This window comes from Allobosea vaviloviae, assembly GCF_001298265.1.
Lineage (GTDB): Bacteria > Pseudomonadota > Alphaproteobacteria > Rhizobiales > Beijerinckiaceae > Allobosea > Allobosea vaviloviae_B.
The window spans coordinates 284,623-307,381 of record NZ_LGSZ01000028.1; the positions used below are offsets into that span (position 1 = coordinate 284,623).

The following is a 22,759-nucleotide window of genomic DNA, read 5'->3' on the forward strand; positions in this document are numbered from 1 at the left end:
CGCCGAATGGGAGGAGCGAGAACCATGTCGACAGCCGAGCCCGCCGACGCCGCGCAGCGCCGCGCCAGGCCCCTGACCGTCTGCTACCCCGTCGAGGCCTTGCCGAAACCCGACATGGCGATGCTCGAACGCGCCCGGCACCATCTGACGAAGATCGACGAGGTTCTCGTCGCGCCCCGCGACGCCGAGGCCTTCCACGTCCCTGCCGGCCACTTCGTCCGCATCGTCGGCGTCGACGGCCCGCAGGTCGGCGACCTCAATCTCTGGAACAGCAACGACCTCTCCGAGCGCTTCTTCAGCGGCAAGACGCGCCAGCTCCACGCCACCCATGTCTCGACCGGGGACCGGCTCTGGAGCAGCCTGCCGTCCTTGAGGCCGATGGCGACGATCAGCCACGACACGCTCGGCTGGTACGGCTTCGACGCCGATGGCGGCGGCATCCACGACGTCATCGGCACGCGCTGCGACCCCTACACCAACCGCCTGCTATCGGGCGGCGACTACCACCATTGCTGCCATTCCAACCTGACGCGGGCTCTGGCAAAGGCGAAGGGTCTAGCCGTGAAGGATGCGGAAATGCATGTCCACGACGTGCTCAACGTCTTCATGTGCACCGGCTTCACCCGCGACACGCATCAGTACTTCATGAAGGCGAGCCCGGTGCGGCCGGGCGACTATCTGGAACTCTTCGCCGAGATCGACCTGCTCGCCGCGCTGTCGGCCTGCCCGGGCGGCGATTGCAGCACGACCCATTCCAGCGACGTCGCCGCCTGCCATCCGCTCAAGGTCGAGATCTTCCGCACGCAGCCGGAGCTGCTGGCAGGCTGGACGCCGCCGAAGCGCAGCGCCTATCCGCGCACGCATGGCCTCTGACGAAGTCCAGGCGTCGTTTGACAAGCATGACCTTGCGGAAGACTGATGGGCAGTCGAGAGAGTTTCCGGGGGGAAGCAGAATGAAAATTGCAGGCCTGGTGGCGTTCGCTGCCGTGATGTTGATCGGCACGCCGGTCGTCGCCCAACAGCAGCAGACCGAGATCGTTTTCTGCAACAAGACCGGCTCGAAGATCTTCACCGCGCTGGCGCATGTCCCCCCGGCGACCAAGAAATGGACGCTGACCGCCTGGCAGACGATTCCCGCCGGCGGCTGCAAGAGCGTCGCCCGCTGGAACACCGCGCTGTTCTACTACTATGCGGAGAAGGAAGGCCGGACCCTGCACTGGCCCGCCGCATCAGGCGTCGACAAGACCTTCTGCGTGCCCAGCCGGGCGATCACCCGCGAGATCGTCGGCGGAACCTGCGCAACGGGCGAGCGCAATGTCGGCTTCAAGGGCACGGTCCCGAATGCCGGCAAGTACACGATCAACCTCAACTCCTGAGCGGCGCGCCGCTACGCCGTCTCCAGCCCGAATTGCAGTGCCGCCAGCCTTGCATAGAGCCCGCCGCGCGCCTTGAGCTCGGCATGGGTGCCCTCCTCGACCACGCGCCCGTCCTCCATCACCAGGATGCGGTCGGCCGAGAGGATCGTCGCGAGGCGGTGCGCGACCACCAGCGTGGTGCGGCCTTTCATCAGCGCGTCGAGCGCGTCCTGCACCGCGCGCTCGCTTTCTGAATCGAGCGCGCTCGTCGCCTCGTCGAGCAGCAGGATCGGCGCGTCCTTCAGGACCGCGCGGGCGATCGCCAGCCGCTGCCGCTGCCCGCCCGACAGCGTCACGCCGCGCTCTCCGACGATCGTGTCGTAGCCCTTTGGCAGGGCCCGGATGAAGTCGTCGGCAGCAGCCAGCCTTGCCGCCTCCTCGACCTGCGCAAGCGTCGCCTCGGGGCGGCCATAGGCGATGTTGTCGCGCACCGAGACGCCAAACACCGTCGGCTCCTGCGGCACCAGCGCGAAGCGCTCCCGCCAGGCCTCGGGATCGGCCTCCGGCCCCGCGACGCCATCGACGACGACACGGCCAGACGCCGGATCGAAGAAGCGCAGCGCCAGCTGCAGCACCGTGCTCTTGCCCGCGCCGGAAGGCCCGACCAGCGCGACGCGCTCGCCGGGCTGCACCGTGAAGCTGAGCTGGGACAGCGCCGCGACGCTACGGCTGGGATAGCTGAAGGCGACGTCCTCGAAAGAGAGTTCACCGCGAGACGGCTGCGGCATCGGCCTGGGATGGGCGGGGGCGGCAATGGCCGGCTTCATCGCCAGGATCTCGCCGAGCCGGCCTGCGGCGCCGGCCGCGGCCGAGATCTCGCCATAGACCTCGGAGAGCTGACCCAGCGAACTCGCCGCCAGCACCGCATAGAGCAGGAACTGCGACAGCCGCCCGCCGGACATCCGGCCCTCGAACACCTCGGTCGCCCCGGTCCACAGCACCCAGACGACGCTGGCGCTGACCAGGAAGATCGCGACGCCCGACAGAAGCGCCCGCGAGGCGGTTGCCGCCCGCGAGGCGTCATAGGCCTCGTCGGAGGCCGAGGCGAAGCGCGCCGCCGTCTGCCGGGAGGCGCCGAAGGACTGCATCGTGCGGATCGCACCGACAGCCTCGGCGGCGAAGGCCGAGGCGTCCGCCAGCCGGTCCTGCGCCGCCCGGGCGCGCTTGCGCACCGAGCGCCCGGAGAAGACGAGCGGCAGCACGATCAGCGGGATCGCCCCGATCACGATCGCCGAGAGCTGCGGGCTGGTAATGATCATCAGGCTCAGCGCGCCGATGGTCATGATGGCGTTGCGCAGCGCGATCGAGGCCGTCGAGCCGAAGGTCGATTTGATCTGCGTCGTGTCGGCGGTCAGCCGCGAGACAAGGTCGCCGGCCCGGCTCGAATCGAAGAAGGCCGGCTCCAGCCGCGTCAGATGCGAAAACACATCCGAGCGCAGATCGGCGACGATGCGCTCGCCGACAGTCATGACCAGGTAGAACCGGGCCGAACTCGCCAGCGCCAGCACGGCAACAACGCCGATCAGCAGGATGAAATAGCTGTTGGCAAGCTGCTGCTCGCCGCCCGAGAAGCCGACATCGATGACCCGGCGCACCGCCACAGGCAGCGCCAGCGTCGCGACCGAGGCGACGACGAGGGCCAGCAGTGCCAGCCCGATGCGTCCCCTGTGCTTCAGCGCATAGGGCCAGAAGGATGCCAGCAAACGGAAATCGGGCCGGGCTGTCTTGTCGTCTTTTTCAGGCTCGGCCACGCGTCTTGATCCTGTTCTGCTTGCGCTGTCGGCCGCGCTGCGATATGTGCTCGCGACTTCACGACAGGCTCATACGAATTATTCGACGGGCCGGGCAGGCTTGCCTGCTTGTCGCCCACGCCCGTTTATCGACGTTTGAGGATTTAGCCATGGCCAAGACCGGCATCCACCCCGACTACCACACCATCAAGGTCGTCATGACCAATGGCACGGAATACTTCACCCGTTCGACGCTGGGCAAGGAGGGCGACACCCTCAACCTCGACATCGACCCGACGACGCACCCGGCCTGGACCGGCGGCACCCAGCACATGCTGGACCGTGGCGGCCGCGTTTCGCGCTTCAACTCGCGCTTCGCCGCGATCGGCTCGCTCGGCAAGAAGTGATCTGGCAGCGGGCGCTCTCGCCCGCGCTGATCTGAATCAAGAAGGCCCGGTCTCGCGACCGGGCCTTTCGTGTTTGAGCCTGTCCTCTGGAAAAACGGTGCTTCGTCGCGGCCTGCTCAGAGCGCCAGGCCGAGCCGGGCCTTCAGGCTGGCGAGCTGGTCCTGGACCGGATTGGCTTGCTCGGTGGCAGCCACCTTGCCCGACATCTGGCCCTCGAGATGGCGAATCCGGCCCTGGAGTCGGAAGGAATGGTCCATCAGGTCGCGCAGGCCCTGCGGCAGCAGCACCGCATCGGGCTGGGCCGGCGGCAGCATCGGCTCGGGGATCCTGACCTTGTCGTTCTCGGCGCGGGCCTGCTCGGCGGTCATCTCGCCCTCCGCGACCGCCCGCTGCACCAGAAGCCAGGAGGCGATCTGCATCAGCCGCGTCGTCAGGCGCATGCTCTCGGTCGCATAGGACAGCGCGACCTCGCGCGGCAGTGCCGCCGAGTCCTTGCGGCCGTCGCCGTCGAGATAAGCGGCCGTCTGCTCGACCAGCCCCATCCCCTCGCGAAACAGCACCATGAAGGCATCCGACTTGACGAAGCCGCGCGCGAACGAGATCGCGCCCTCATCGGCATTCCGCTCCAGCATCAGCACGTCGTTCATCGCGGTGTCTCCCCTCGGCACAATCCCGTATCCGCATGGCACGCGTCACGGTTCATGCCGCCGAAGTCGCAAGGATAGCGCCGATGGGCCGCCCCCGCGCCGGTAAGGTGTGGTTAACCTTAACGGGGATACAGACCATAAAAAAGAGCCGCCCGGAGGCGGCTCGAAGGTCAACAGGGAGGCGTCAAACAGAGCGGGCAGGAGCCACTCACATCCAGACAATCTGGACGTCTCGATTCATAGATTGGAATCGTTAATGGCCGCTTAACGCGGGCCGGCTCGGCCGCATTTTTCATCAATCTCGGTTTTCAGTCCGGCTTGCGGAAGAACGAATCGGCGGCCGAGCGCGATGCCGCCTTCTTCAGCCGCGCCTCGGCCAGGCGCTCGATCTCGGCCTGCAGCGCCGCGACGCGCAGATCGATCTCCGCCAGCGACAGCATCGACAGATCCTGCCCGATCTCGTGGACGGATTTGGGCTTCGGACGGTCATCGTCGGAAAACAGCGACATCGTCGCCTCCATCTGCGCGGGAGGCGCAGACTAGGGCCGACGGGCGCGAGACGCCACTGCCGGCCTTTGGCGGGTCCGAACTGCTTTTTCTTGGACAGCCGCCCACGCCTCACCTATAAGGCGCGCCATCCTGTTCATCGTCGATGATGTGGATGGCCGGCCGGGAAGGCCGGTCGGCGTCCGAGAGCTATTGTCCGCGACTTCAGGAGACAGTCCGTGTCGAATCCCCCGCTGATGCCGAAGGCCACCGCGGTCTGGCTGGTCGAGAACACGTCCCTGACCTTCGAGCAGATCGCCGAGTTCTGCAAACTCCACCCGCTGGAAGTGCGCGGCATCGCCGATGGCGAAGTCGCCGCCGGCATCAAGGGCCTGGACCCGATCAACTCCGGGCAGCTCACCCGCGAGGAGCTCGAGCGCGCCGCCGCCAACCCCGCCCATCACCTCAAGCTCGCCGAGCGCAAGGTCAAGGTGCCGGAGATGAAGAAGACCAAGGGGCCGCGCTACACCCCGGTCTCGAAGCGCCAGGACCGTCCCAACGCGATCCTCTGGCTGCTGCGCAACCATCCCGAGCTGAAAGATGCGCAGGTCATCCGCCTGATCGGCACCACCAAGTCGACCATCGCGCAGATCCGCGACCGCACCCATTGGAACGCCCAGACGCTGACGCCGATCGACCCGGTGAGCCTGGGCCTGTGCTCGCAGATCGATCTCGACTTCGAGGTCGGCCGCGCCGCCAAGGACCGCCCCGCAATGGTCGTCGAAGCCGGCTCGACCCTGCTTCCGGCCGAGGAGACCACGGCGCCCGCTCCCGCCCCGCTCAACCAGACCTTCTCCGACATGGGCAAGCCCAAGCGTGAGGAAGAAGCGGCGATCGACGTCGATTCCGTCTTCTCCAAGCTGAAGCAGATGAAGCGTCCCGCCGAGGACGACGAGGACTGAGATTGCCTCCAGAGGCTTTGCGTCTGAGGCCTGGCGCTTAGAGCCAGGTCTCCGGGTCGCGTTTGCCATGGATGACGCGGACGATGTCGACCCCATCCGCGGCTTCCTCATACAGAATGACGTAGTGGCCGAGCGGGAACAATCTGACCCGCTGGCCCAGTTCCGGGCGCGACGTGCCCATCCCCGGCATGCCGCCCAGATTGCCGAAGCGTCGATAGAGCGCGTCGATCCAGCGCCGTGCCGCTGAAGGGCTATCCAGATGAATGCCGGCCGCGATGGCCGAGATGTCGCTGATCGCCTGCGGCAGAACGCGAAAGCTCACCGTCGGTCACGCATCTTGTTCGCCGAACACATTGGCGCGAATGCGTGCGAAGGCGAGGTCGGCTTCGACCGGCTCCCCGCTCGCGATCCCCTCGTCATAAGCCTGCTTCAGCCGCGCCAGCTCCAGCGCGCGGATTTCCTCGCGCTGCTCCCAGAGGCGCAACGCGTCGCGAACCACCTCGCTGTTGGAGGCGTAGGCGCCGCTCTCGACGGCTTGGCTCAGCCGCGACAATTGCTTGGGCGACAGCGAGATGGTGAGGGGGCGCATGGCATCGTGTTTCATGCCCGAAATGTAGCAGTCCTCACAATTCCTCACAAGAACGCATAAGAGATCTCGCGGCGCTCCTATCCTAGCCCCCGCCCCCTCACCGCCACGCCGATCTCGTCGAGCACCGATGCATCCTCGATCGTCGCCGGCATGGCGTAATCCTCGCCATCGGCAATCTTCTTCATCGTCGCGCGCAGGATCTTGCCCGAGCGCGTCTTCGGCAGGCGCCCGACCGTCAGCGCCAGTCGGAAGGCCGCGACCGGACCGATCTTCTCGCGGATCAACGCCACCAATTCGCGCTCGATCGCATCCGGGCTCTGGGTGATGCCGGATTTGAGCACGACGAAACCGCAGGGCTGTTCGCCCTTGACCGCGTCCCTGACGCCGACGACGGCGCATTCGGCGACCGCGGGATGCGAGGCCAGAACCTCCTCCATGCCGCCCGTGGAGAGCCTGTGGCCGGCGACGTTGATGATGTCGTCGGTGCGCCCCATGATGAAGACATAGCCGTCGGCGTCGATGAAGCCGGCATCCGAGGTGTTGTAGAAGCCCGGATAGGCCGCGAGATAGGATTCGACGAAGCGCTCATCGGCCTGCCACAGCGTCGGCAGCGCGCAGGGCGGCAAGGGCAGCTTGATGACGATGGCGCCCATCGTACCGGCGGGCACCGGCCGCCCGCCCTCGTCGACGCATTGCACGTCGTAACCCGGCATCGGCACGGTCGGAGACCCCGGCTTCACCGGCAGCAGTTCGAGGCCGATCGGATTGCCGACGATGCAGGAGCCGGTTTCGGTCTGCCACCAATGGTCGATCACCGGCACCTTGAGGATGTCCTGCGCCCAGACCAGCGTGTCGGGATCGGCCCGCTCGCCCGCCAGGAACAGCGCCCTGAAATGCGACAGGTCGTAGGCCGGCAGCAGGCTCGCCTGCGGGTCCTCCTTGCGGATGGCGCGGAAGGCGGTCGGCGCCGTGAACAGCACCACCGCCTTGTGCTCGGCGATCAGCCGCCAGAAGGCGCCCGCATCGGGCGTGCCGACCGGCTTGCCCTCGTAGAGCACCGAGGTCGCGCCCTGCAGCAGCGGCGCATAGACGATGTAACTGTGGCCCACGACCCAGCCGACATCGGACGCCGTGATTATCACCTCGCCGGGCTTGACCCCGTAGAGATTGTCCATGGTCCACTTCAGCACGACCATATGGCCGCCATTGTCGCGCACCACGCCCTTGGGCCTGCCGGTCGTGCCCGAGGTATAGAGGATATAGAGCGGGTCGGTCGCCGCGACCGCGACGCAGTCCGCCTTGCGGCCATTGGCCTTGGCCGCGGCCACCAGCATGCGCCAGTTCTTGTCGCGCGTCGCATGCATCGAGGCTTCGACCTGCGGCCGCTGCAGGATCAGGCAGGCCTGCGGCTTGTGCGACGACAGGTCGATCGCCGTATCCAGCAGCGGCTTGTATTCGACGACGCGGCTCGGCTCTATGCCGCAGGTCGCGGCCAGGATGACCTTGGGCGCCGCATCCTCGATCCGTGTCGCCAGTTCCTTGGCCGCGAAGCCGCCGAACACCACCGAATGCACCGCGCCGATGCGGGCGCAGGCGAGCATCGCGAAGGCGGCCTCGGGGATCATCGGCATGTAGAGGACGACGCGGTCGCCCTTGCCGACGCCGAGATCCTGCAGCACTGCAGCCAGCGCCGAGACCTCGTCCAGCATCTGCGCGTAGGTGTAGACCGCCTTGGTGCCCGTGACCGGGCTGTCATGGATCAGTGCCGGCTGCTCGCTGCGCCCGTCGCGCACATGCCGGTCGAGCGCATTGAAGCAGGTGTTGCAGGTCGCGTCGGGAAACCAGCGGCCATAGGCACCCTGGGAGGCATCGAAGATGCGCTGCGGCGGCGAAATCCACTCGATCGCTTGCGCGGCTTCCGCCCAGAACGCCTCGGGATCGGCCTGCCAGCGCGCATAAGCCTGCTTGTAACGGCCCGCCTCGGTCATCGCACATCCTCCCCCCGGCTTGTTTTTATGATCTTCCCTTCACAGAGGCGCCGCCTGCCGTCGAGAGCGACTTTCGCACATGACGCCCCTGCGCCCTTGATCTTCTACCGCGCTTCGGAAGATGCCACGGTTGATCTGGCGCAATCGCCGCCTTCGCCTTTCGGACCCCTCCCGACCATGCTTCTCGACCCCGCCTTCTTCGCCGCCATGGTGCCGGCCGTCATCCTGATGGGTCTCTCGAAAGGCGGCTTCTCGGGTCTGGGCCTGCTGTCGCTGCCGTTGATGGCGCAGGTTGTCTCGCCCATCACGGCCGCCGCGATCATGCTGCCCGTCCTGATGTCGCAGGATGTCGTGACCGTCTGGTCCTATCGGCGCGATTTCGACCGCCGCACCCTGGCGACGCTGCTGCCGGGCGCGGTCATCGGCATCGTCGCCGGCTATCTGCTCGCGGCCAGGGTGGCGGACGGCGCCGTCGTGCTGGCGATCGGGCTGATCTCGGTCGTCTTCGCGCTGCGGAACCTGGTGTCCGGCGGCAAGGCGGAGTTGCCACCGACCCTGCCGAACTACCCGCAGGGCACCTTCTGGGGCGCGCTCGCAGGCTTCACCAGCATGATCGCCCATGCCGGCGGCCCACCCTACCAGATCTACACCATGCCGCTGCGCTTGGCCCCGTCCGTCTTCGTCGGCACGGGCGCACTGTTCTTCGCGATGATCAACGTCATCAAGGTCGTGCCCTATATCGCGCTGGGCCAGTTCACGACGCAGAACCTGACGGCCTCGCTGGCGCTGCTGCCGGTTGCGATCGTCTCGACACTCGCCGGTGTCTGGCTGGTGCGGAAAGTGCCGGTGAAGCGCTTCTACAGGATCATCTACAGCCTGCTGCTGCTGGTCGGACTGAAGCTGACCTATGACGGGCTGAACGGCCTGCACTGGCTGGGCTGAGACCTGCCGGCAAGGCGTCCCTCGCCTGCCGCCCCTTGCGCGCCATCGGACAAAGGGATGGATTACGGACAAGGCCCGTAGAGGCTAAGCCTGCCGCATGAGGGGGAAAGCCGCATGACGATCTCAGCCTACAATACCGATCTCGACCGCAACCCGGCCAATCACCAGCCGCTGACGCCCCTGCCCTTTCTCGAGCGCGCAGCCGCCATCTTCCCCAACCACACCGCGATCATTCATGGCCCGCTGCGGCGCTCCTATGCGGAGTTCTACGCGAGGTCTCGCAGGCTGGCGTCCGCGCTCGCCCGCCACGGCATCGGCAAGAACGACACCGTCGCGGCGATGCTGCCCAACACGCCCGCCATGCTCGAATGCCATTACGGCGTGCCGATGTGCGGCGCCGTGCTCAACACCCTGAACACCCGCCTCGATGCCGCGATCATCGCGTTCTCGCTCGACCATGGCGAGGCCAAGGTGGTGATCACCGACCGCGAATTCTCGAAGACGATGAAAGAGGCGCTGACGCTGTGCAAGGCGAAGCCGCTCGTCATCGACTATGACGACCCGGTCTATGACGGTCCCGGCGAGCGGCTGGGCAGCGTCGAATACGAGGACTTCATCGCCGGCGGCGACCCCGATTTCGCCTGGGCGATGCCGGCTGACGAGTGGGACGCGATCGCGCTGAACTACACCTCGGGGACGACCGGCGACCCCAAGGGCGTGGTCTACCACCACCGCGGCGCCAATCTGCTGGCGACCTCGAACATCATCACTGGCAATCTGGGCAGGCACCCCGTCTATCTCTGGACGCTGCCGATGTTCCACTGCAATGGCTGGTGCTTCCCCTGGTCGCTCTCGATCGTCGCCGGCACCCATGTCTGCCTGCGCCAGGTCCGCGCCAAGGCGATGTATGACGCGCTCGCCGACCATGGCGTGACCCATCTCTGCGGCGCACCGATCGTGATGTCGGCCCTGCTCAACGCACCCGAGGAGGAGCGCCGCGACTTCCCGCAGACGGTGTCCTTCTTCACCGCAGCGGCCCCGCCGCCCGAGGCTGTCCTCGCCGGCATGAAGCAGGCCGGCTTCGAGGTCACCCATCTCTACGGGCTGACCGAATGCTATGGCCCCTCCGTCGTCAACGACTGGAACGATGACTGGAACGCCCTGCCCGGCCCGCAACAGGCCGCGCTCAAGGCCCGCCAGGGCGTGCGCTACCCGGCGCTCGAAGGTCTCGACGTGCTCGACCCCGACACCATGGTCCCAGTCCCGCGCGACGGCACCACGCTGGGCGAAGTGATGATGCGCGGCAATGTCGTGATGAAGGGCTATCTCAAGAACGCGAAATCGACGCAAGCCGCCTTCGCGGGCGGCTGGTTCCACACCGGCGATCTCGGCGTGCGCTACCCCGACGGATACATCCAGCTCAAGGACCGTTCCAAGGACATCATCATTTCCGGCGGCGAGAACATCTCCTCGATCGAGGTCGAGGACGCGCTCTACAAGCACCCGGCCGTCCAGGCCGCCGCCGTGGTCGCCAGGCCCGACGAGAAATGGGGCGAGACACCCTGCGCCTTCGTCGAACTGATGCCGGGCAAGACGGCGACCGAAGCCGAGATCATGGCCTGGTGCCGGCAGCAGCTCGCCGCCTTCAAATGCCCGAAGACGGTGGTCTTCACTGAGCTGCCGAAGACCTCGACGGGCAAGGTCCAGAAATTCCGGCTGCGCGAGATGGCGCGGGGGCTGTAGCACCGCGCCATCTGGCCCCGAGTCAGGCTCAGGAGCGCGCGATCGTCCCGTCCGGCGTCGCGCTGTCGACCGCCTGCGGGACGACGCGCGACAGGCGCGCCAACAGTTCGTCGCGGGACAGGCCGGTCTGCCGGGTCAGTGCATCGATCATCTGCGGACCGAGCGCCTGTTCCAGATCGGGCGCCTCGACCTCCTGGTTCGGACCCTGCCGGACCCAGGAATCGGCCTTCTCGCCCTGGCCCGCCTGCTGGAACCGATCGACCAGTTCACCGATCATCCCACCAAGGCCGCCCGCCCCGAGCATACCACCGAGATTGCCGAGAATGCCGCCCTGCCCGCCCGCTGCGCTGGTCTGCCCCGGGGCGGCAGGGGCGCCGCTATGGGCCTGCGTCACGCCGCCAAGCCATTCGCCGATCTTGTCGCGGTTCTGGTAGCCGGCCACGGCCAGCAGGCCGAGCAACGCCGTCAGCGAGGGAAAGCCGCCATTTGAATCGTTTGCCATGGATCAGGCTCCTGATGATTGAGGGATCAGACGGCGCTTTTGCGGTTCGACAGCGCGGCCCAGACCACGAGAACGATGATCGCGCCGACGACGGCACCGATCAGGCCCGCGCCCTCGCCGGGCCCATACCACCCCATCGCCTGGCCGAGATAGGTGGCCACGAAGGCGCCGATGATGCCGAGGATCGTCGTCAGGATGAAACCCGACGGCTCGTTCGACCCCGGGGTGATGAATTTGGCGATGACGCCTGCAATGAAGCCGATGATGATTGTTCCGAGAATGCCCATGATGTCCTCCGCGTCGGCGTGCCCAGCCCGCTGAACCGCCGGCCCATCCCCAAGGTTCCCGGCCTGCGCAAACGAGATTGCAGCCGGGTCATGAAACCTCGACGACAACGGGGCCCGAGCGGGCACGCGCTCGTCAGTTCTCGACCGCCTTGGCAGGAGACGCAGGCGAGCTCGGCACGGACCAGGTGCTCGTCCAGGTCTCCGACAGGGTCCGGCCGCGCGCCTTCAGGAACATGCGCAGTTCCGCCGTCTGGCCGTTGGGCAGCGTCGCATCGACGATGGCGCGGAAGCCCTTCGCGTCGGGATTGGCGACCAGGATGGCGGCCGCGATCGTCCCCAGCGTCGTGGAAGCGGCGATCTCCACCCGCGCAGGGTCTGACAGGAAATAGGCGAGATCACCGCCCCAAAAATCGACGATGAAGCGCTTCTTGCCGACGCCTTCAGCCTGCGCGTCCTCGACGTCCGCGCCGCTGAAGCTGTTCTGCGTCTGAGCGTAAGGGTGCAGGTGCTCCGTCGTCGAGAGCGCCGTGATGCGGTAGCTGAACGCGGTGGGCTTGCCCACCTCCAGCGGCGTCTGCGGCGTCCAGCAGGCGACGATGTTGTCGAAGGCCTCGTTGTCGGTCGGAATTTCGATCAGCTCGACGCGCCCCTCGCCCCAGTCTCCCTGGGGTTCGATCCAGTAGCCCGGGCGGGCATGGTAGTGCGCCTCGAGATCCTGATAGTGGCCGAACTCGCGGTCGCGCTGCATCAGGCCGAAGCCCCGAGGATTCCTGTCGCCGAAGCTCGACACGCGCAGCGCCTTGGGATTCTTGATCGGGCGCCAGATCCACTCGCCGCCGCCCGTCTGCATCATCAGCCCGTCGGAATCATGGATCTCCGGCCGAAAATCCGTCCGCAGCGCCAGATCGCCCTCGCCGGCCTGGAACATCGAGGTCAGCGGCGCGATACCCAGTCGCGCGATGCTCTTGCGCGGGATGATCGTGGCGGTGACCTCGACATGGGTCTCCTGGCCGGGCGTGACGACATAGCGATAGGCGCCGGCGACGGAGGGCGAGTCCAGCAGCGCGTAGATCACCAGTTCGGTCGAGTCCCGCGAGGGCTCCTCGACCCATAAGGCCCGCATGAACGGGAACTCCTCGGTCTGCTCGCCGCCGACGTCGAGCGCCAGCGAACGAGCCGACAACCCGTAGCGCTGGCCCCGGCCGATCAGCCGGAAATAGCTTGCGCCAAGGAAGGAGATGACCTCGTCTTGCACCTTCGGATCGTTGAGATTGGTCGTGACGGCAAAACCCGCGAAGCCCAGGGACGGCGAGAGCTGCTTGGGCACCGGCACCTTGCCGTATTCGTACAGCCCCGTCGTGAACGGGATCGGCATCGGCGCACCGTAACGGATGACGTGTAGCTGCACCGGCTTGTCGTGCAGGAAGCCGAGATGGAACGGCAGCAGCCGGAAATCGGAACCGCCCTCCTGCCAGATCGCCTTGTCGCGGCGAAACCGGATCTCGCGGTAGCTGTCATAGGTCAGCTTCGACAATTCGGCGGGAATCGTGGCGCTCTCCGCGTCGAAAGGGCGCTCGCCGAGAATGCGCGCCTGCCGCACGACATCGTCATAGCCGAAGCTTTTGGCCTGCGGGACGCCTGCAGGCGGCGTCTGTGCGGCGGCCGGAGACAGACCCATGGCGCAAGAGGATAGCAGCAGCGCCAGCGCGTCACGGCGCGAACGGCCGAGCCTCGCGGCGTCCGCGACCGCGTCCGCTCCTTCCGTGGATCCGCTCGGGCGCCTGACGATATGAGGTTGCATGGTATCTCCTTGGCCTTGCGCAGGCCCAACAAGGCCCCGCGGCAGAAGTTCCACATGCTGTGTCTGATGGCAGCCTTCCCTGCCCCGTACATAAAAACCGGCCCCTTTCGGGACCGGCTGAACTCACACAACAGAAACGGGCCGCATCTTGCCCGCTGACGCCCTCAATGCAGCGTTCGGTCCGGCATCGTCTGCCGCACCCGCTCGATCTCTTCCTTCAGCAGCAGCTTCTTCCGCTTCATCTCGACCACGGTGAGATCGTCCGACGAGGGGCGGGACGCCGCCTGGGCAATGGCTTCCTCGAGTTGACGATGCTTGCGTTCGAGTTCGACGAGATGGGTCTGCAGCGACATCTGGATCCTCCTGATGAGCGGTTGACAGAAGCGAGTGTGACATAGAGCCGGCTTCACGTCTGCGGGGATGTCTCGCAGCGCGACATGACATTCTGTGATCCTCACCGACCCCTTTCCGCGACGGCACGAATGCGACACGTCGCGCTTGCGCCGATCGTTCCCGCTCTTGCGGGGCGCCCGGCGTCTCCGCATAGTCGCGGTCAATCGCGGCGATGATGAGATGGCAATGGGATTCGAGTTGAGCCTGGACGAGGTCGAGGCCTTCACCACCGAACTGGCGCGCCTGCGCGAGGAGCACCGCGACCTCGACAGTGCCATCGACGCGCTCGAACGCGTCGGCACGATCAACCAGATCCAGGTGCAGCGGTTGAAGAAGCGCAAGCTCTATCTCAAGGACCGCATCGCCCAGATCGAGGACGCGCTGACGCCCGACATTATAGCGTGACAGCTATTCAATCCTGCGCATCGGATCAGGATTTTCTCCATCTAAATCGATTTACATGGCTCCAAACACGCGGTAGAGCCCCGCTTGCCCGCTGCGCGGCATCCCCTTGCGGAAGGGCTCCTGCCGGGCTCCGTTGCCGACCTCCCGCAGGTGCGCTACAGGCAACGGACGAGATGCTTTCTTGGGATCAGACCATGGCCAGCCACGGACACCACGCCGACGACATTCCGCAGATGGATTATGCGGAGCATGAACGCACCTATCTGGGCTTCGTGCATTTCGCCGAGGTCGGTACGATCGCCTGCCTCGCCTTCGTCGCCGCGCTGGCCGTCGGCGGCCTGAAGCACGCCTGGGGCATCGCGATCATCGGCACGCTGCTGGCTCTGGTCGGCGCCGGTGTCGGCATCGCCTCGAAGTCGATCGGCTGGCGTGCGCCGGCGGTCCCCTTCGGGCTGCTGATGCTCTCGCTGATCCTGCTCTAGGACCGATATCTCCTAGGCTTCCTTGCCCATCATGCCGGAAAGGCCTGTCCCCGCCATGCGCATCGCCGTGCCAGCCGAAACGCAAGGGGCGGAAACCCGCGTCGCCGTGACGCCGGAAACCGTCCGCAAGTTCATCGGCCTGGGGGCCGAAATCGCCGTCGAGACGGGCGCAGGCCTCGCCTCCGGCATCAGCGACGCCGACTACCAGGCCGCCGGTGCGACGATCGCCGCCAACGCCGCTGAGGCGCTCGCAGGCGCCGCCATCGTGCTCAAGGTCCGCCGTCCCGCCGAATCCGAGATCGCAGGCCTGCCCAAGGGCGCCCTCGTCGTCGGCATCATGGACCCCTATGGCAACGAGGGCGCCGTCGATTCGCTGTCGAAGGCCGGCGTCGCAGCTTTCGCCATGGAGTTCATGCCGCGCATCACCCGCGCACAGGTCATGGACGTGCTGTCCTCGCAGGCCAACCTCGCCGGCTACCGCGCCGTGATCGACGGCGCCGCCGAATATGGCCGCGCCTTGCCGATGATGATGACGGCGGCGGGCACCGTGCCGGCCGCGCGCATCTTCATCATGGGCGTCGGCGTCGCCGGCCTGCAGGCGATCGCGACGGCGCGCCGCATGGGCGCGATCGTCACCGCGACCGACGTGCGCCCCGCCACCAAGGAGCAGGTCGAATCGCTCGGCGCCAAGTTCCTCGCCGTCGAGGACGACGAGTTCAAGCAGGCGCAGACGGCCGGCGGCTATGCCAAGGAAATGTCGAAAGAGTATCAGGCCAAGCAGGCCGAACTCACCGCGAGCCATATCGCCAAGCAGGACATCGTCATCACCACCGCGCTGATCCCCGGCCGCCCCGCGCCGAAGCTGATCTCGGCGGCGATGGTCGAGAGCATGAAGGCCGGCTCCGTCATCGTCGATCTCGCGGTCGAGCGCGGCGGCAACTGCGACCTCGCCAAGCCCGGCGAGGTCTTCGTAACGCCAAACGGCGTGAGGATCGTCGGTCACCTGAACGTGCCCGGCCGTCTCGCGGCCACCGCCTCGCAGCTCTACGCCAAGAACCTCTTCGCCTTCGTCGAGACGCTGATCGACAAATCGGCCAAGACGCTGGCCGTGAACTGGGACGACGAGCTGGTCAAGGCGACCGCGCTGACCAGGGACGGCGCCGTGATCCATCCGAATTTCGCGGCCAAGGCCGCGCCTGCGCCGGTCGAGCCTGCGCCTGTCGTCGAGGGGAGCGTCACCAATGGCTAATGCGACACCTGATCAGGCGCTCGAGCAGGCGCGTTCCGTCGCCACCGCGACCCGGCACGCTGCCGAGCTGGCGGCACAGCACGCCGACAGCATTGCCGCCGGCGCCAGCGCCGCGACCGGCGGCTTCGTCGACCCGACCGTCTTCCGCCTTGCCATCTTCGTGCTCGCCGTCTTCGTCGGCTACTACGTCGTCTGGTCGGTGACGCCGGCGCTGCACACCCCGCTGATGTCGGTCACCAACGCGATCTCCTCGGTCATCGTCGTCGGCGCGCTGCTGGCGGTGGGCGTCGAGGCGGCGCCTGCGCTCGGCGACGGGCCGGTCTGGGCCAAGATCTTCGGCTTCGTCGCGCTGATCCTCGCCTCGGTCAACATCTTCGGCGGCTTCCTCGTCACCGAGCGGATGCTGTCCATGTACAAGAAGAAGGGCTGAGCGCCGATGGCCGCCAATCTCTCCGCCCTTCTCTACGTCGTTTCCGGCGTCCTGTTCATCATGGCCCTGCGGGGTCTGTCGCATCCCACGACGTCGCGCCAGGGCAATCTCTACGGCATGGTCGGCATGGGCATCGCCATCGCCACGACCATCGTCTTCTTCCCGCCCTCCGGCTTCTCGGGCTGGCTCCTGGTCGTCGGCGGCATCGCCATCGGCGGCGGCATCGGCGCCTATATGGCCAAGCGCGTGCAGATGACGCAGATGCCGCAGCTCGTCGCCTTCTTCCACTCGCTGGTCGGCCTCGCGGCCGTGCTGGTGGCGGCAGCCGCGCTTTATGCGCCGAGCGCCTTCGGCATCGGCAATGTCGGCCGCATCAGCGGCGCCAGCCTGTTCGAGATGGGTCTCGGTGTCGCCATCGGCGCGATCACCTTCACCGGCTCGATCATCGCCTTCCTCAAGCTCGACGGCCGCATGAGCGGCAAGCCGATCATGCTGCCGCAGCGCCACGGCATCAATTTCGGGCTCGGCATCGCGCTCGTCGTGCTGCTCATGATCTTCCTGAAGACCGAGAGCCATGTCGTCTTCTGGCTGATCGTGCTGGTCTCGTTTGCGCTGGGCGTCCTGCTCATCATCCCGATCGGCGGCGCCGACATGCCCGTCGTCGTCTCGATGCTCAACTCCTATTCGGGTTGGGCGGCGGCCGGCATCGGCTTCACGCTCGGCAACATGGCGCTGATCATCACCGGCGCGCTGGTCGGCTCGTCGGGCGCGATCCTGTCCTACATCATGTGCAAGGCGATGAACCGGAGCTTCATCTCCGTCATCCTCGGCGGCTTCGGCGGCGACGATGCCGCAGCCGGCGCGGGCGGCGCGGTCGAAGCCCGGCCCGTCAAGCAGGGCTCGGCGGACGATGCCGCCTACATCATGAAGAACGCCGGCAAGGTCATCATCGTGCCGGGCTACGGCATGGCGGTGGCGCAGGCCCAGCACACGCTGCGCGAGATGGCCGACCTGCTCAAGAAGGAAGGCGTCGAGGTCAAATACGCCATCCACCCCGTCGCCGGCCGCATGCCCGGACACATGAACGTGCTGCTGGCCGAGGCCAACGTGCCCTATGACGAGGTCTTCGAACTCGAGGACATCAACTCGGAATTCGGCCAGGCCGACGTCGCCTTCGTCATCGGCGCCAACGACGTCACCAACCCCGCCGCCAAGACCGACAAGACCTCGCCGATCTACGGCATGCCGATCCTCGACGTCGAGAAGGCCAAGACCGTGCTCTTCATCAAGCGCGGCATGGCGGCAGGCTATGCCGGCGTCGAGAACGAGCTGTTCTTCCGCCCCAACACGATGATGCTCTTCGGCGACGCCAAGAAGGTCACCGACGACATCGTCAAGGCGATGGCGCACTGAAGCCACGCGCCTGACTTCGTCATCACAATGCTGCAAAGGGCCGGCTTCCATGCCGGCCCTTTTTTCTTGCGGAGTTTCGTTTCAGTGACCCTCACGATCCGAGAAATGACGGAAGGCGACGAGACGGCCGTGCTCGGCCTGCTGCTGGAGCTGACCGGTCATGAGGCGAGCCTGAACCCGGCCCGCACGACAGGGCCCGCGGCGGCGCAAGCCTGTCTCGCTGACGATCGCGAAAAGGCCGCCGCCCATGGAGGGACGCTGTTCGTGGCCGAGCAGGCCGGCGAGGTCGTTGGCTATCTCGCCTTGCGCCTCGAACGAACCGGGCCTTTCGTGCATGAGCATCTGCGTGATCACGTCTATATCGAGAACATCGTCGTCGCTGCGAGCCAGCGCGGAACCGGCGTCGGACAGGCGCTCTTGGCGCAGGCCGAACGCTTTGCCCGCGCCTCGGGTTGCAAGGTCATCCAGCTCGGCGTGCTGACGGGCAACGAGATGGCTCTGAAGGCCTATCGCCGTGCCGGCTTCGACAGCTTCGCTCTGGAGATGGCCAAGGTGCTCGACTGAGCGTCGCGCGATCGCCACGCTGAACGGAGACAGTCTTCTCCATGAGAATCCTGAAACCTGTCCTGCTGTTCGGCCTTGCCGTCTATCTCGGCCTGCTTGGACTGCTCTTCGTCCGGCAGCGCGACCTGGTCTTTCCGCGCAATCCCGCGCGGGCCGATCTCGCTGCCGCCGGGCTGCCGGCGGCAGAGGAGGTCACGCTGATCGCAGCCGATGGTGAGCGGCTCGTCGCCTGGGCGGTGCCGCCGCGCACGGGACAGCAGGCGATCGTCTATTTCCACGGCAATGCGGGCAATCTCGGCAGCCCAGGCCGTGTCGCCCGCTTCCGCGCCCTGACGGAAGACGGCACCGGCCTGCTCGCGGTCAGCTATCGCGGCTATGGCGGCTCGACTGGCAGCCCGACGGAGGAGGGGTTGCACCTCGATGCGCGCGCGGCCTATGGCGCCGCCGTCGAACGCTTCGGCGCGGCCCGGCTCGTCGGCTACGGCGAATCGCTCGGCACCGGCGTCGTGCTGAAGCTTGCAGCCGAGGTACCCCTCGCGGGTGTCGTGCTGGAGGCACCCTATCTGTCCACCGTCGCCGTGGCGCAGGGCATCTATCCCTTCGTGCCGGTCGGCCTGCTGATGCAGGATACGTTTCGCTCAGAGGCGGTGATCGGCAGCGTGCGCGCGCCGCTGCTCGTCCTGCATGGCGAGCGCGACAGGGTCATCCCCTTCGCACAGGGCGAGGCGCTCTACGCTCTCGCGAACGCGCCCAAACGCTTCCTGCGCTTCCCGAAGGGCGGCCACGAGGACCTGCCTGCTCACGGCTCGCTGCCGGAAATCAAGCGCTTCCTGGCCGAAGTCGCGCGGGGCGGAATGTCCGGCTCCGAGAGCGCGACCGCCGGGGAGTGAGAGCTGTCCCCGTCATTCTCGGGCGAAGCGAAGCGCAGACCCGAGAATCTCTTGCCGGAGATGCCCAGCCTCAGCTCCGGAACAGGCCGCCGCCGCCGAGACGTCCCTGGCCGGCCCGGGCGGTGGCGTTGTTGCCGTCCAGCCCGAGCGCGCGCTGGTAGCTCTGGGTCGCTTCGGATTTCTGGCCGAGCTTCTCCTGGGCGAAGCCGCGACCGGCCCAGGCATCGGCGCTGCGGTTGTCGACATTGAGTGCGGCCGTGAAATCCTCGAGCGCGGCATCGTATTTGCCCACCGCGTTCAGGCTCTGGCCACGCGCGATGTAAGGCGGCGCGTTGTAGGGGTTGCGGTCGATCACCGAATCGAAATCGGAGATCGCATACTGGTGCTGGCCTTCCTTCTGGTAGACCAGCCCGCGCGCATGGAAGGCCTCGGCCGATTCCGGGTTCAGCCGGATCGCCGTGTTGAGATCGGCCAGCGCCTGCTGGCTGTTGCCCTGGGCGCGCAGCAGGTTGGCGCGCGCGATGAAGGCCGGGGCGTAGTTCGGCGAGGCGGTGGTCGCCTTGTTGAAATCGGCGAGCGCCGCGTCGTTGCGGCCGCTCTGGCGCAAGGCGAGGCCGCGATTGGTATAGGCCGAGGCCAGATTGGGATCGAGCTGCACCGCCTTGGTGAAATCGGCGATCGCATCCGAGAAGCGGCCGACGCGGGCATAGGCCGAGCCGCGCGTGTTGTAGGCGCCGGGATCATTGGGATTGCGGCTGATCACTTCCGAGAGCGATCCGATATTGACGCTCGCTTCCGCCGCCGAAGCCATGTCGAGTTCAGCGACCGACTGCCCCGACAAGCTGGAAACGGTGTCGCAGCCCGCGAGCACGAGCGCCATGCCCGCCGCCGCCAGCCAGTTCCTGCCATGCATGATGCTGTATCCCATCGGTCCGGTTCCGTGCCTCGTCTGCGCCGCCGCCCCAAACCGGACCGTCGCCGCGTCATCGCGCTCCCCAACCGACAGCGCCCCGCTCCAGAGAACGCCCGCTTTGTGCCAAGAGTTGGTTAACGCCGCCGGAAAAGCAACAGCGCCCGGAGCGGGCTCCAGGCGCGGTCAAGTCTCATGGTGTCGCCTGCATGGCTGAAATGCCACCGCTGGACGAACGAAATCAGGGGCGCTTCGGCTTCACCGGCGCCGGCAGCAGGCCTTCGCGCTGAAGCTTCTTGCGGTGCAGCTTGCGGGCGCGGCGGACGGCTTCCGCCTTTTCGCGTGCCTTTTTCTCGGAGGGCTTCTCGTAATGGCCGCGAAGCTTCATCTCGCGGAAGACACCCTCGCGCTGCAGCTTCTTCTTGAGCGCGCGGAGAGCCTGATCGACGTTGTTGTCGCGAACGAGAACCTGCACCGTGAGTGTCCGTCTTTAGCGGGTTGGTCTAATGGGTTTCGATGGAGCGACACTGCGACGCAGATCGCCCCGAAGGATCGTGCGGATATCAGAGTTCAGCCTGGCTGTCCACGCCGAAAAGCCCGAAAAATCGACGATAACGCGCAACGCGCCTCGGCTCGCCGATGGCCTCAGCTTCGCTCCGGCCAGACCCGCGTGACATGGCCCATCTTGCGGCCCGGCCGCGCTGAGTGCTTGCCGTAGAGATGCAGATGCGCACCCGGCTCCGCCAGCAGATCGCGCCAGCGCAGGGCGGCGTCGCCGATCAGGTTTTCCATCTCGACACGGCCACGCCGCGCAGCCGATCCCAGCGGAAAGCCACAGACGGCCCGGACATGCTGGTGGAACTGCGAGGTCTGCGCGCCCTCCGAGGTCCAGTGCCCGGAATTATGCACGCGCGGCGCGATCTCGTTGACGACGACGCGCTCGCTCGCGCCCTCGCCGACCACGAACAGCTCGACCGCGAACACCCCGACATATCCCAGCGCGGCGGCGATCTGTCGCGCCGCCTCGATCGCGGCGGCTTCCGTCGGCGCCGAGACCTGCGCCGGAACGCGGGTGAAGGCGAGGATGTGGTCGCGGTGCTCGTTCTCGCAGAGATCGAAGGCGGCGAAGGTGCCGTCGGTCCCCCGCGCGGCGACGACCGAGACCTCGCGGGCGAAGGTGACGAAGCCTTCGAGCACGGCGGGCTGGCGGCCGATCGCCGCATAGGCCTCCGCGAGATCGGTGCCCGCCAGAATCCTGACCTGGCCCTTGCCGTCATAGCCCAAGCGCCGCGTCTTCAGCACGCTCGGGCGGCCGAGCGCGGCGACCGCAGCCTCGAGGTCACCCAGCGAATCGACGGCGCGAAACGGCGCGACCTCGAGCCCGAGTTCGGCGACGAAGCTTTTCTCGCTGAGCCGGTCCTGGGTCACCGCCAGCGCGCGCGCTCCCGGATGCAGCGGTTTGCGCTGGCTGAGGAAGGCAGCCGTCGCGGCCGGCACGTTCTCGAACTCGTAGGTCACGACGTCGACGGCATCGGCGAAGCGGGCCAGCGCCGCCTCATCCTCATAGGCAGCCACCGTGCGGGCGGCGGCCACGTCGAAGGCGGGGTTCTCGGTTTCGGGCGCGAAGATGTGGCAGCGGATGCCGAGATCGGCCGCAGCCAGCGCGATCATCCGCGCGAGCTGCCCTCCCCCGATGATGCCGAGCACGGCGCCGGGCGCCAGCGCCTGTCCCGCGAAAGCCGGCATGCTCACGCCTCGTCCTTGGCGGGGCGTTCCGCGATCGCGGCGCTCTGGCGGGCACGATAGGCATCGAGCCGGTCCGCCAGGCCCTCGTCCGACAGCGCCAGCACGGCAGCCGCGAGCAAAGCCGCATTGACCGCCCCGGCCCGGCCGATGGCCAGCGTGCCGACGGGAATGCCAGCCGGCATCTGGACGATCGAGAGCAGCGAGTCCTGCCCCGACAGCGCCTTGGACTCGACGGGAACGCCGAACACCGGCAGCGGCGTCAGCGACGCCGTCATGCCCGGCAGGTGGGCGGCCCCACCCGCACCGGCGATCACCACCTTGAAGCCCGCGGCCTTCGCGCCCGTGGCGAATTCGACCATACGCTGCGGCGTGCGATGCGCCGAGACGATGCGGTCGTCATGGGCGATGCCGAGCGCGTCCAGCGTCTCGGCGGCATGGCGCATCGTCGCCCAGTCGGACTGGCTGCCCATGATGATGGCGACGGGCGCGGATATGGTGGCCATGACAGGGAGCGCTTCCGGAACGCTGGAGAGGAAGCGCGCGATCTAGACTGCCCGATGCCGCACAGGCAAGCGCCGAATCGGGAAAGGGCTCTTATTGGGACGGAAACAACCCCGCGCCGTCATCCAGGGCGCAGCCCTCGGGTCCGATCTACGATCGGCCCAAGGATGAACTCCGCGGAGACCCGGGATCCATGCCGGAACGCTGATCCGGAAAGGCTCCGGCATGGATCCCGGATCGGCGCCGCGACGCGGCTTGTCCGGGATGACGGCGCAGA

The 22,759-nt window shown here is 66.9% G+C and carries 27 protein-coding genes; 13 read left to right on the forward strand and 14 right to left on the reverse strand.

The genetic code is table 11. The features are described 5' to 3' along the window. The first annotated feature begins 24 nt into the window (after window positions 1-24). Together AE618_RS08015 and AE618_RS08020 are read left to right on the forward strand one after the other, a co-directional pair. Window positions 25-873 (forward strand): urea carboxylase-associated family protein, encoded by an 849-nt coding sequence (locus AE618_RS08015; protein ID WP_054208513.1) that lies wholly within the window; start codon window positions 25-27, stop codon window positions 871-873. A gap of 80 nt (window positions 874-953) precedes the next feature. Next, window positions 954-1,376 carry a DUF1036 domain-containing protein gene (locus AE618_RS08020; RefSeq protein ID WP_054208514.1) on the forward strand — a complete coding sequence of 141 codons (423 nt, stop codon included), beginning with the start codon at window positions 954-956 and terminating at the stop codon, window positions 1,374-1,376. An 11-nt stretch (window positions 1,377-1,387) separates the two neighbouring features. Here AE618_RS08020 and AE618_RS08025 read toward each other — a convergent pair whose 3' ends face one another. Continuing rightward, a complete protein-coding gene (locus AE618_RS08025; RefSeq protein ID WP_054208609.1) occupies window positions 1,388-3,118 on the reverse strand; it encodes an ABC transporter transmembrane domain-containing protein in 1,731 nt (576 codons plus the stop codon). Between the two features lie 197 nt (window positions 3,119-3,315). Here AE618_RS08025 and rpmE point away from each other — a divergent pair, with 197 nt between their 5' ends. After that, complete coding sequence (gene rpmE / locus AE618_RS08030; protein WP_054208515.1) at window positions 3,316-3,552, forward strand: 50S ribosomal protein L31; 237 nt, start codon at window positions 3,316-3,318, stop codon at window positions 3,550-3,552. Window positions 3,553-3,668: 116 nt separating this feature from the next. Here the strand turns inward: rpmE and AE618_RS08035 are convergent, their stop codons facing one another. Then, complete coding sequence (locus AE618_RS08035) at window positions 3,669-4,199, reverse strand: DUF1465 family protein (protein WP_054208516.1); 531 nt, start codon at window positions 4,197-4,199, stop codon at window positions 3,669-3,671. Window positions 4,200-4,507: 308 nt separating this feature from the next. Next, window positions 4,508-4,708: a DUF1192 domain-containing protein gene (locus AE618_RS08040; protein WP_054208517.1), complete on the reverse strand. Its 201-nt coding sequence runs from the start codon at window positions 4,706-4,708 to the stop codon at window positions 4,508-4,510. A 216-nt stretch (window positions 4,709-4,924) separates the two neighbouring features. Here AE618_RS08040 and AE618_RS08045 point away from each other — a divergent pair, with 216 nt between their 5' ends. Beyond that, window positions 4,925-5,647, forward strand: a complete 723-nt coding sequence (locus AE618_RS08045) for a DUF1013 domain-containing protein (protein ID WP_054208518.1) — start codon at window positions 4,925-4,927, stop codon at window positions 5,645-5,647. A gap of 37 nt (window positions 5,648-5,684) precedes the next feature. Here AE618_RS08045 and AE618_RS08050 read toward each other — a convergent pair whose 3' ends face one another. The 3 genes from AE618_RS08050 to AE618_RS08060 form a co-directional block, all read right to left on the reverse strand. Then, on the reverse strand, window positions 5,685-5,969 hold the full coding sequence (locus AE618_RS08050; protein ID WP_054208519.1) for a type II toxin-antitoxin system RelE/ParE family toxin: 285 nt from the start codon (window positions 5,967-5,969) through the stop codon (window positions 5,685-5,687). A 6-nt stretch (window positions 5,970-5,975) separates the two neighbouring features. After that, window positions 5,976-6,236 carry a type II toxin-antitoxin system ParD family antitoxin gene (locus AE618_RS08055; RefSeq protein WP_197280714.1) on the reverse strand — a complete coding sequence of 87 codons (261 nt, stop codon included), beginning with the start codon at window positions 6,234-6,236 and terminating at the stop codon, window positions 5,976-5,978. A gap of 77 nt (window positions 6,237-6,313) precedes the next feature. Then, window positions 6,314-8,224 carry a propionyl-CoA synthetase gene (locus AE618_RS08060; protein WP_054208521.1) on the reverse strand — a complete coding sequence of 637 codons (1,911 nt, stop codon included), beginning with the start codon at window positions 8,222-8,224 and terminating at the stop codon, window positions 6,314-6,316. Window positions 8,225-8,401: 177 nt separating this feature from the next. On the opposite strand from AE618_RS08060, the gene AE618_RS08065 reads away from it, so the two are divergent. Together AE618_RS08065 and AE618_RS08070 are read left to right on the forward strand one after the other, a co-directional pair. Further along, the gene (locus AE618_RS08065; RefSeq protein WP_054208610.1) at window positions 8,402-9,166 is read left to right on the forward strand and encodes a sulfite exporter TauE/SafE family protein; all 765 of its coding nucleotides are present in this window, start codon (window positions 8,402-8,404) and stop codon (window positions 9,164-9,166) included. A gap of 114 nt (window positions 9,167-9,280) precedes the next feature. Further along, window positions 9,281-10,909: an acyl-CoA synthetase gene (locus AE618_RS08070; RefSeq protein ID WP_197280715.1), complete on the forward strand. Its 1,629-nt coding sequence runs from the start codon at window positions 9,281-9,283 to the stop codon at window positions 10,907-10,909. Window positions 10,910-10,937: 28 nt separating this feature from the next. Here AE618_RS08070 and AE618_RS08075 read toward each other — a convergent pair whose 3' ends face one another. The 4 genes from AE618_RS08075 to AE618_RS08090 all read right to left on the reverse strand — a co-directional run bounded on the left by AE618_RS08075 (window position 10,938) and on the right by AE618_RS08090 (window position 13,852). Continuing rightward, window positions 10,938-11,411 (reverse strand): YidB family protein, encoded by a 474-nt coding sequence (locus AE618_RS08075; RefSeq protein WP_054208522.1) that lies wholly within the window; start codon window positions 11,409-11,411, stop codon window positions 10,938-10,940. A gap of 26 nt (window positions 11,412-11,437) precedes the next feature. Then, entirely contained in the window at window positions 11,438-11,698 is a 261-nt protein-coding gene (locus tag AE618_RS08080) for a GlsB/YeaQ/YmgE family stress response membrane protein (protein ID WP_054208523.1), read from the reverse strand. A 133-nt stretch (window positions 11,699-11,831) separates the two neighbouring features. Then, complete coding sequence (locus AE618_RS08085; protein ID WP_082365084.1) at window positions 11,832-13,499, reverse strand: glucan biosynthesis protein; 1,668 nt, start codon at window positions 13,497-13,499, stop codon at window positions 11,832-11,834. A gap of 164 nt (window positions 13,500-13,663) precedes the next feature. Further along, complete coding sequence (locus AE618_RS08090) at window positions 13,664-13,852, reverse strand: YdcH family protein (protein WP_054208524.1); 189 nt, start codon at window positions 13,850-13,852, stop codon at window positions 13,664-13,666. Between the two features lie 226 nt (window positions 13,853-14,078). On the opposite strand from AE618_RS08090, the gene AE618_RS08095 reads away from it, so the two are divergent. The 7 genes from AE618_RS08095 (at window position 14,079) to AE618_RS08125 (ending at window position 19,325) form a co-directional block, all read left to right on the forward strand. Then, window positions 14,079-14,297 (forward strand): YdcH family protein, encoded by a 219-nt coding sequence (locus AE618_RS08095; RefSeq protein ID WP_054208525.1) that lies wholly within the window; start codon window positions 14,079-14,081, stop codon window positions 14,295-14,297. 194 nt (window positions 14,298-14,491) lie between these two features. Next, window positions 14,492-14,779: an aa3-type cytochrome c oxidase subunit IV gene (locus AE618_RS08100; RefSeq protein WP_054208526.1), complete on the forward strand. Its 288-nt coding sequence runs from the start codon at window positions 14,492-14,494 to the stop codon at window positions 14,777-14,779. A 55-nt stretch (window positions 14,780-14,834) separates the two neighbouring features. Then, entirely contained in the window at window positions 14,835-16,028 is a 1,194-nt protein-coding gene (locus AE618_RS08105; RefSeq protein ID WP_054208527.1) for a Re/Si-specific NAD(P)(+) transhydrogenase subunit alpha, read from the forward strand. Continuing rightward, on the forward strand, window positions 16,021-16,458 hold the full coding sequence (locus AE618_RS08110) for an NAD(P) transhydrogenase subunit alpha (protein ID WP_054208528.1): 438 nt from the start codon (window positions 16,021-16,023) through the stop codon (window positions 16,456-16,458). The genes AE618_RS08105 and AE618_RS08110 overlap by 8 nt, the downstream gene beginning before the upstream one ends. A 6-nt stretch (window positions 16,459-16,464) precedes the next feature. Then, on the forward strand, window positions 16,465-17,871 hold the full coding sequence (locus tag AE618_RS08115) for an NAD(P)(+) transhydrogenase (Re/Si-specific) subunit beta (RefSeq protein ID WP_054208529.1): 1,407 nt from the start codon (window positions 16,465-16,467) through the stop codon (window positions 17,869-17,871). Between the two features lie 84 nt (window positions 17,872-17,955). Further along, on the forward strand, window positions 17,956-18,435 hold the full coding sequence (locus tag AE618_RS08120) for a GNAT family N-acetyltransferase (RefSeq protein WP_197280716.1): 480 nt from the start codon (window positions 17,956-17,958) through the stop codon (window positions 18,433-18,435). A gap of 41 nt (window positions 18,436-18,476) precedes the next feature. Beyond that, complete coding sequence (locus AE618_RS08125; protein ID WP_054208531.1) at window positions 18,477-19,325, forward strand: alpha/beta hydrolase; 849 nt, start codon at window positions 18,477-18,479, stop codon at window positions 19,323-19,325. A gap of 70 nt (window positions 19,326-19,395) precedes the next feature. Here the strand turns inward: AE618_RS08125 and AE618_RS08130 are convergent, their stop codons facing one another. From AE618_RS08130 to purE, 4 genes are all read right to left on the reverse strand, one after another. Continuing rightward, the gene (locus AE618_RS08130; protein ID WP_054208532.1) at window positions 19,396-20,253 is read right to left on the reverse strand and encodes a tetratricopeptide repeat protein; all 858 of its coding nucleotides are present in this window, start codon (window positions 20,251-20,253) and stop codon (window positions 19,396-19,398) included. Between the two features lie 223 nt (window positions 20,254-20,476). Next, window positions 20,477-20,710, reverse strand: a complete 234-nt coding sequence (gene rpsU / locus AE618_RS08135; protein ID WP_054208533.1) for a 30S ribosomal protein S21 — start codon at window positions 20,708-20,710, stop codon at window positions 20,477-20,479. Between the two features lie 170 nt (window positions 20,711-20,880). Continuing rightward, window positions 20,881-21,981, reverse strand: coding sequence for a 5-(carboxyamino)imidazole ribonucleotide synthase (locus AE618_RS08140; RefSeq protein WP_197280717.1), 1,101 nt, complete (start codon window positions 21,979-21,981; stop codon window positions 20,881-20,883). A 2-nt stretch (window positions 21,982-21,983) separates the two neighbouring features. Beyond that, a complete protein-coding gene (gene purE, locus AE618_RS08145) occupies window positions 21,984-22,484 on the reverse strand; it encodes a 5-(carboxyamino)imidazole ribonucleotide mutase (RefSeq protein ID WP_054208535.1) in 501 nt (166 codons plus the stop codon). Window positions 22,485-22,759: the final 275 nt, after the last annotated feature.

What these genes read in the sequence shown, in the direction of transcription:
- AE618_RS08070 (WP_197280715.1), top strand. Translation starts at nt 9,281, where the DNA reads ATGACGATCTCAGCCTACAATACCGATCTCGACCGCAACCCGGCCAAT.
- AE618_RS08090 (WP_054208524.1), bottom strand. Translation starts at nt 13,852, where the DNA reads ATGTCGCTGCAGACCCATCTCGTCGAACTCGAACGCAAGCATCGTCAA.
- AE618_RS08015 (WP_054208513.1), top strand. Translation starts at nt 25, where the DNA reads ATGTCGACAGCCGAGCCCGCCGACGCCGCGCAGCGCCGCGCCAGGCCC.
- AE618_RS08110 (WP_054208528.1), top strand. Translation starts at nt 16,021, where the DNA reads ATGGCTAATGCGACACCTGATCAGGCGCTCGAGCAGGCGCGTTCCGTC.
- AE618_RS08125 (WP_054208531.1), top strand. Translation starts at nt 18,477, where the DNA reads ATGAGAATCCTGAAACCTGTCCTGCTGTTCGGCCTTGCCGTCTATCTC.
- AE618_RS08060 (WP_054208521.1), bottom strand. Translation starts at nt 8,224, where the DNA reads ATGACCGAGGCGGGCCGTTACAAGCAGGCTTATGCGCGCTGGCAGGCC.
- AE618_RS08075 (WP_054208522.1), bottom strand. Translation starts at nt 11,411, where the DNA reads ATGGCAAACGATTCAAATGGCGGCTTTCCCTCGCTGACGGCGTTGCTC.
- AE618_RS08095 (WP_054208525.1), top strand. Translation starts at nt 14,079, where the DNA reads ATGGGATTCGAGTTGAGCCTGGACGAGGTCGAGGCCTTCACCACCGAA.
- AE618_RS08140 (WP_197280717.1), bottom strand. Translation starts at nt 21,981, where the DNA reads ATGCCGGCTTTCGCGGGACAGGCGCTGGCGCCCGGCGCCGTGCTCGGC.
- AE618_RS08065 (WP_054208610.1), top strand. Translation starts at nt 8,402, where the DNA reads ATGCTTCTCGACCCCGCCTTCTTCGCCGCCATGGTGCCGGCCGTCATC.
- purE (WP_054208535.1), bottom strand. Translation starts at nt 22,484, where the DNA reads ATGGCCACCATATCCGCGCCCGTCGCCATCATCATGGGCAGCCAGTCC.
- AE618_RS08055 (WP_197280714.1), bottom strand. Translation starts at nt 6,236, where the DNA reads ATGCGCCCCCTCACCATCTCGCTGTCGCCCAAGCAATTGTCGCGGCTG.
- AE618_RS08035 (WP_054208516.1), bottom strand. Translation starts at nt 4,199, where the DNA reads ATGAACGACGTGCTGATGCTGGAGCGGAATGCCGATGAGGGCGCGATC.
- AE618_RS08080 (WP_054208523.1), bottom strand. Translation starts at nt 11,698, where the DNA reads ATGGGCATTCTCGGAACAATCATCATCGGCTTCATTGCAGGCGTCATC.
- AE618_RS08020 (WP_054208514.1), top strand. Translation starts at nt 954, where the DNA reads ATGAAAATTGCAGGCCTGGTGGCGTTCGCTGCCGTGATGTTGATCGGC.
- AE618_RS08130 (WP_054208532.1), bottom strand. Translation starts at nt 20,253, where the DNA reads ATGGGATACAGCATCATGCATGGCAGGAACTGGCTGGCGGCGGCGGGC.
- AE618_RS08105 (WP_054208527.1), top strand. Translation starts at nt 14,835, where the DNA reads ATGCGCATCGCCGTGCCAGCCGAAACGCAAGGGGCGGAAACCCGCGTC.
- AE618_RS08100 (WP_054208526.1), top strand. Translation starts at nt 14,492, where the DNA reads ATGGCCAGCCACGGACACCACGCCGACGACATTCCGCAGATGGATTAT.
- AE618_RS08040 (WP_054208517.1), bottom strand. Translation starts at nt 4,708, where the DNA reads ATGTCGCTGTTTTCCGACGATGACCGTCCGAAGCCCAAATCCGTCCAC.
- AE618_RS08085 (WP_082365084.1), bottom strand. Translation starts at nt 13,499, where the DNA reads ATGCAACCTCATATCGTCAGGCGCCCGAGCGGATCCACGGAAGGAGCG.
- AE618_RS08115 (WP_054208529.1), top strand. Translation starts at nt 16,465, where the DNA reads ATGGCCGCCAATCTCTCCGCCCTTCTCTACGTCGTTTCCGGCGTCCTG.
- rpmE (WP_054208515.1), top strand. Translation starts at nt 3,316, where the DNA reads ATGGCCAAGACCGGCATCCACCCCGACTACCACACCATCAAGGTCGTC.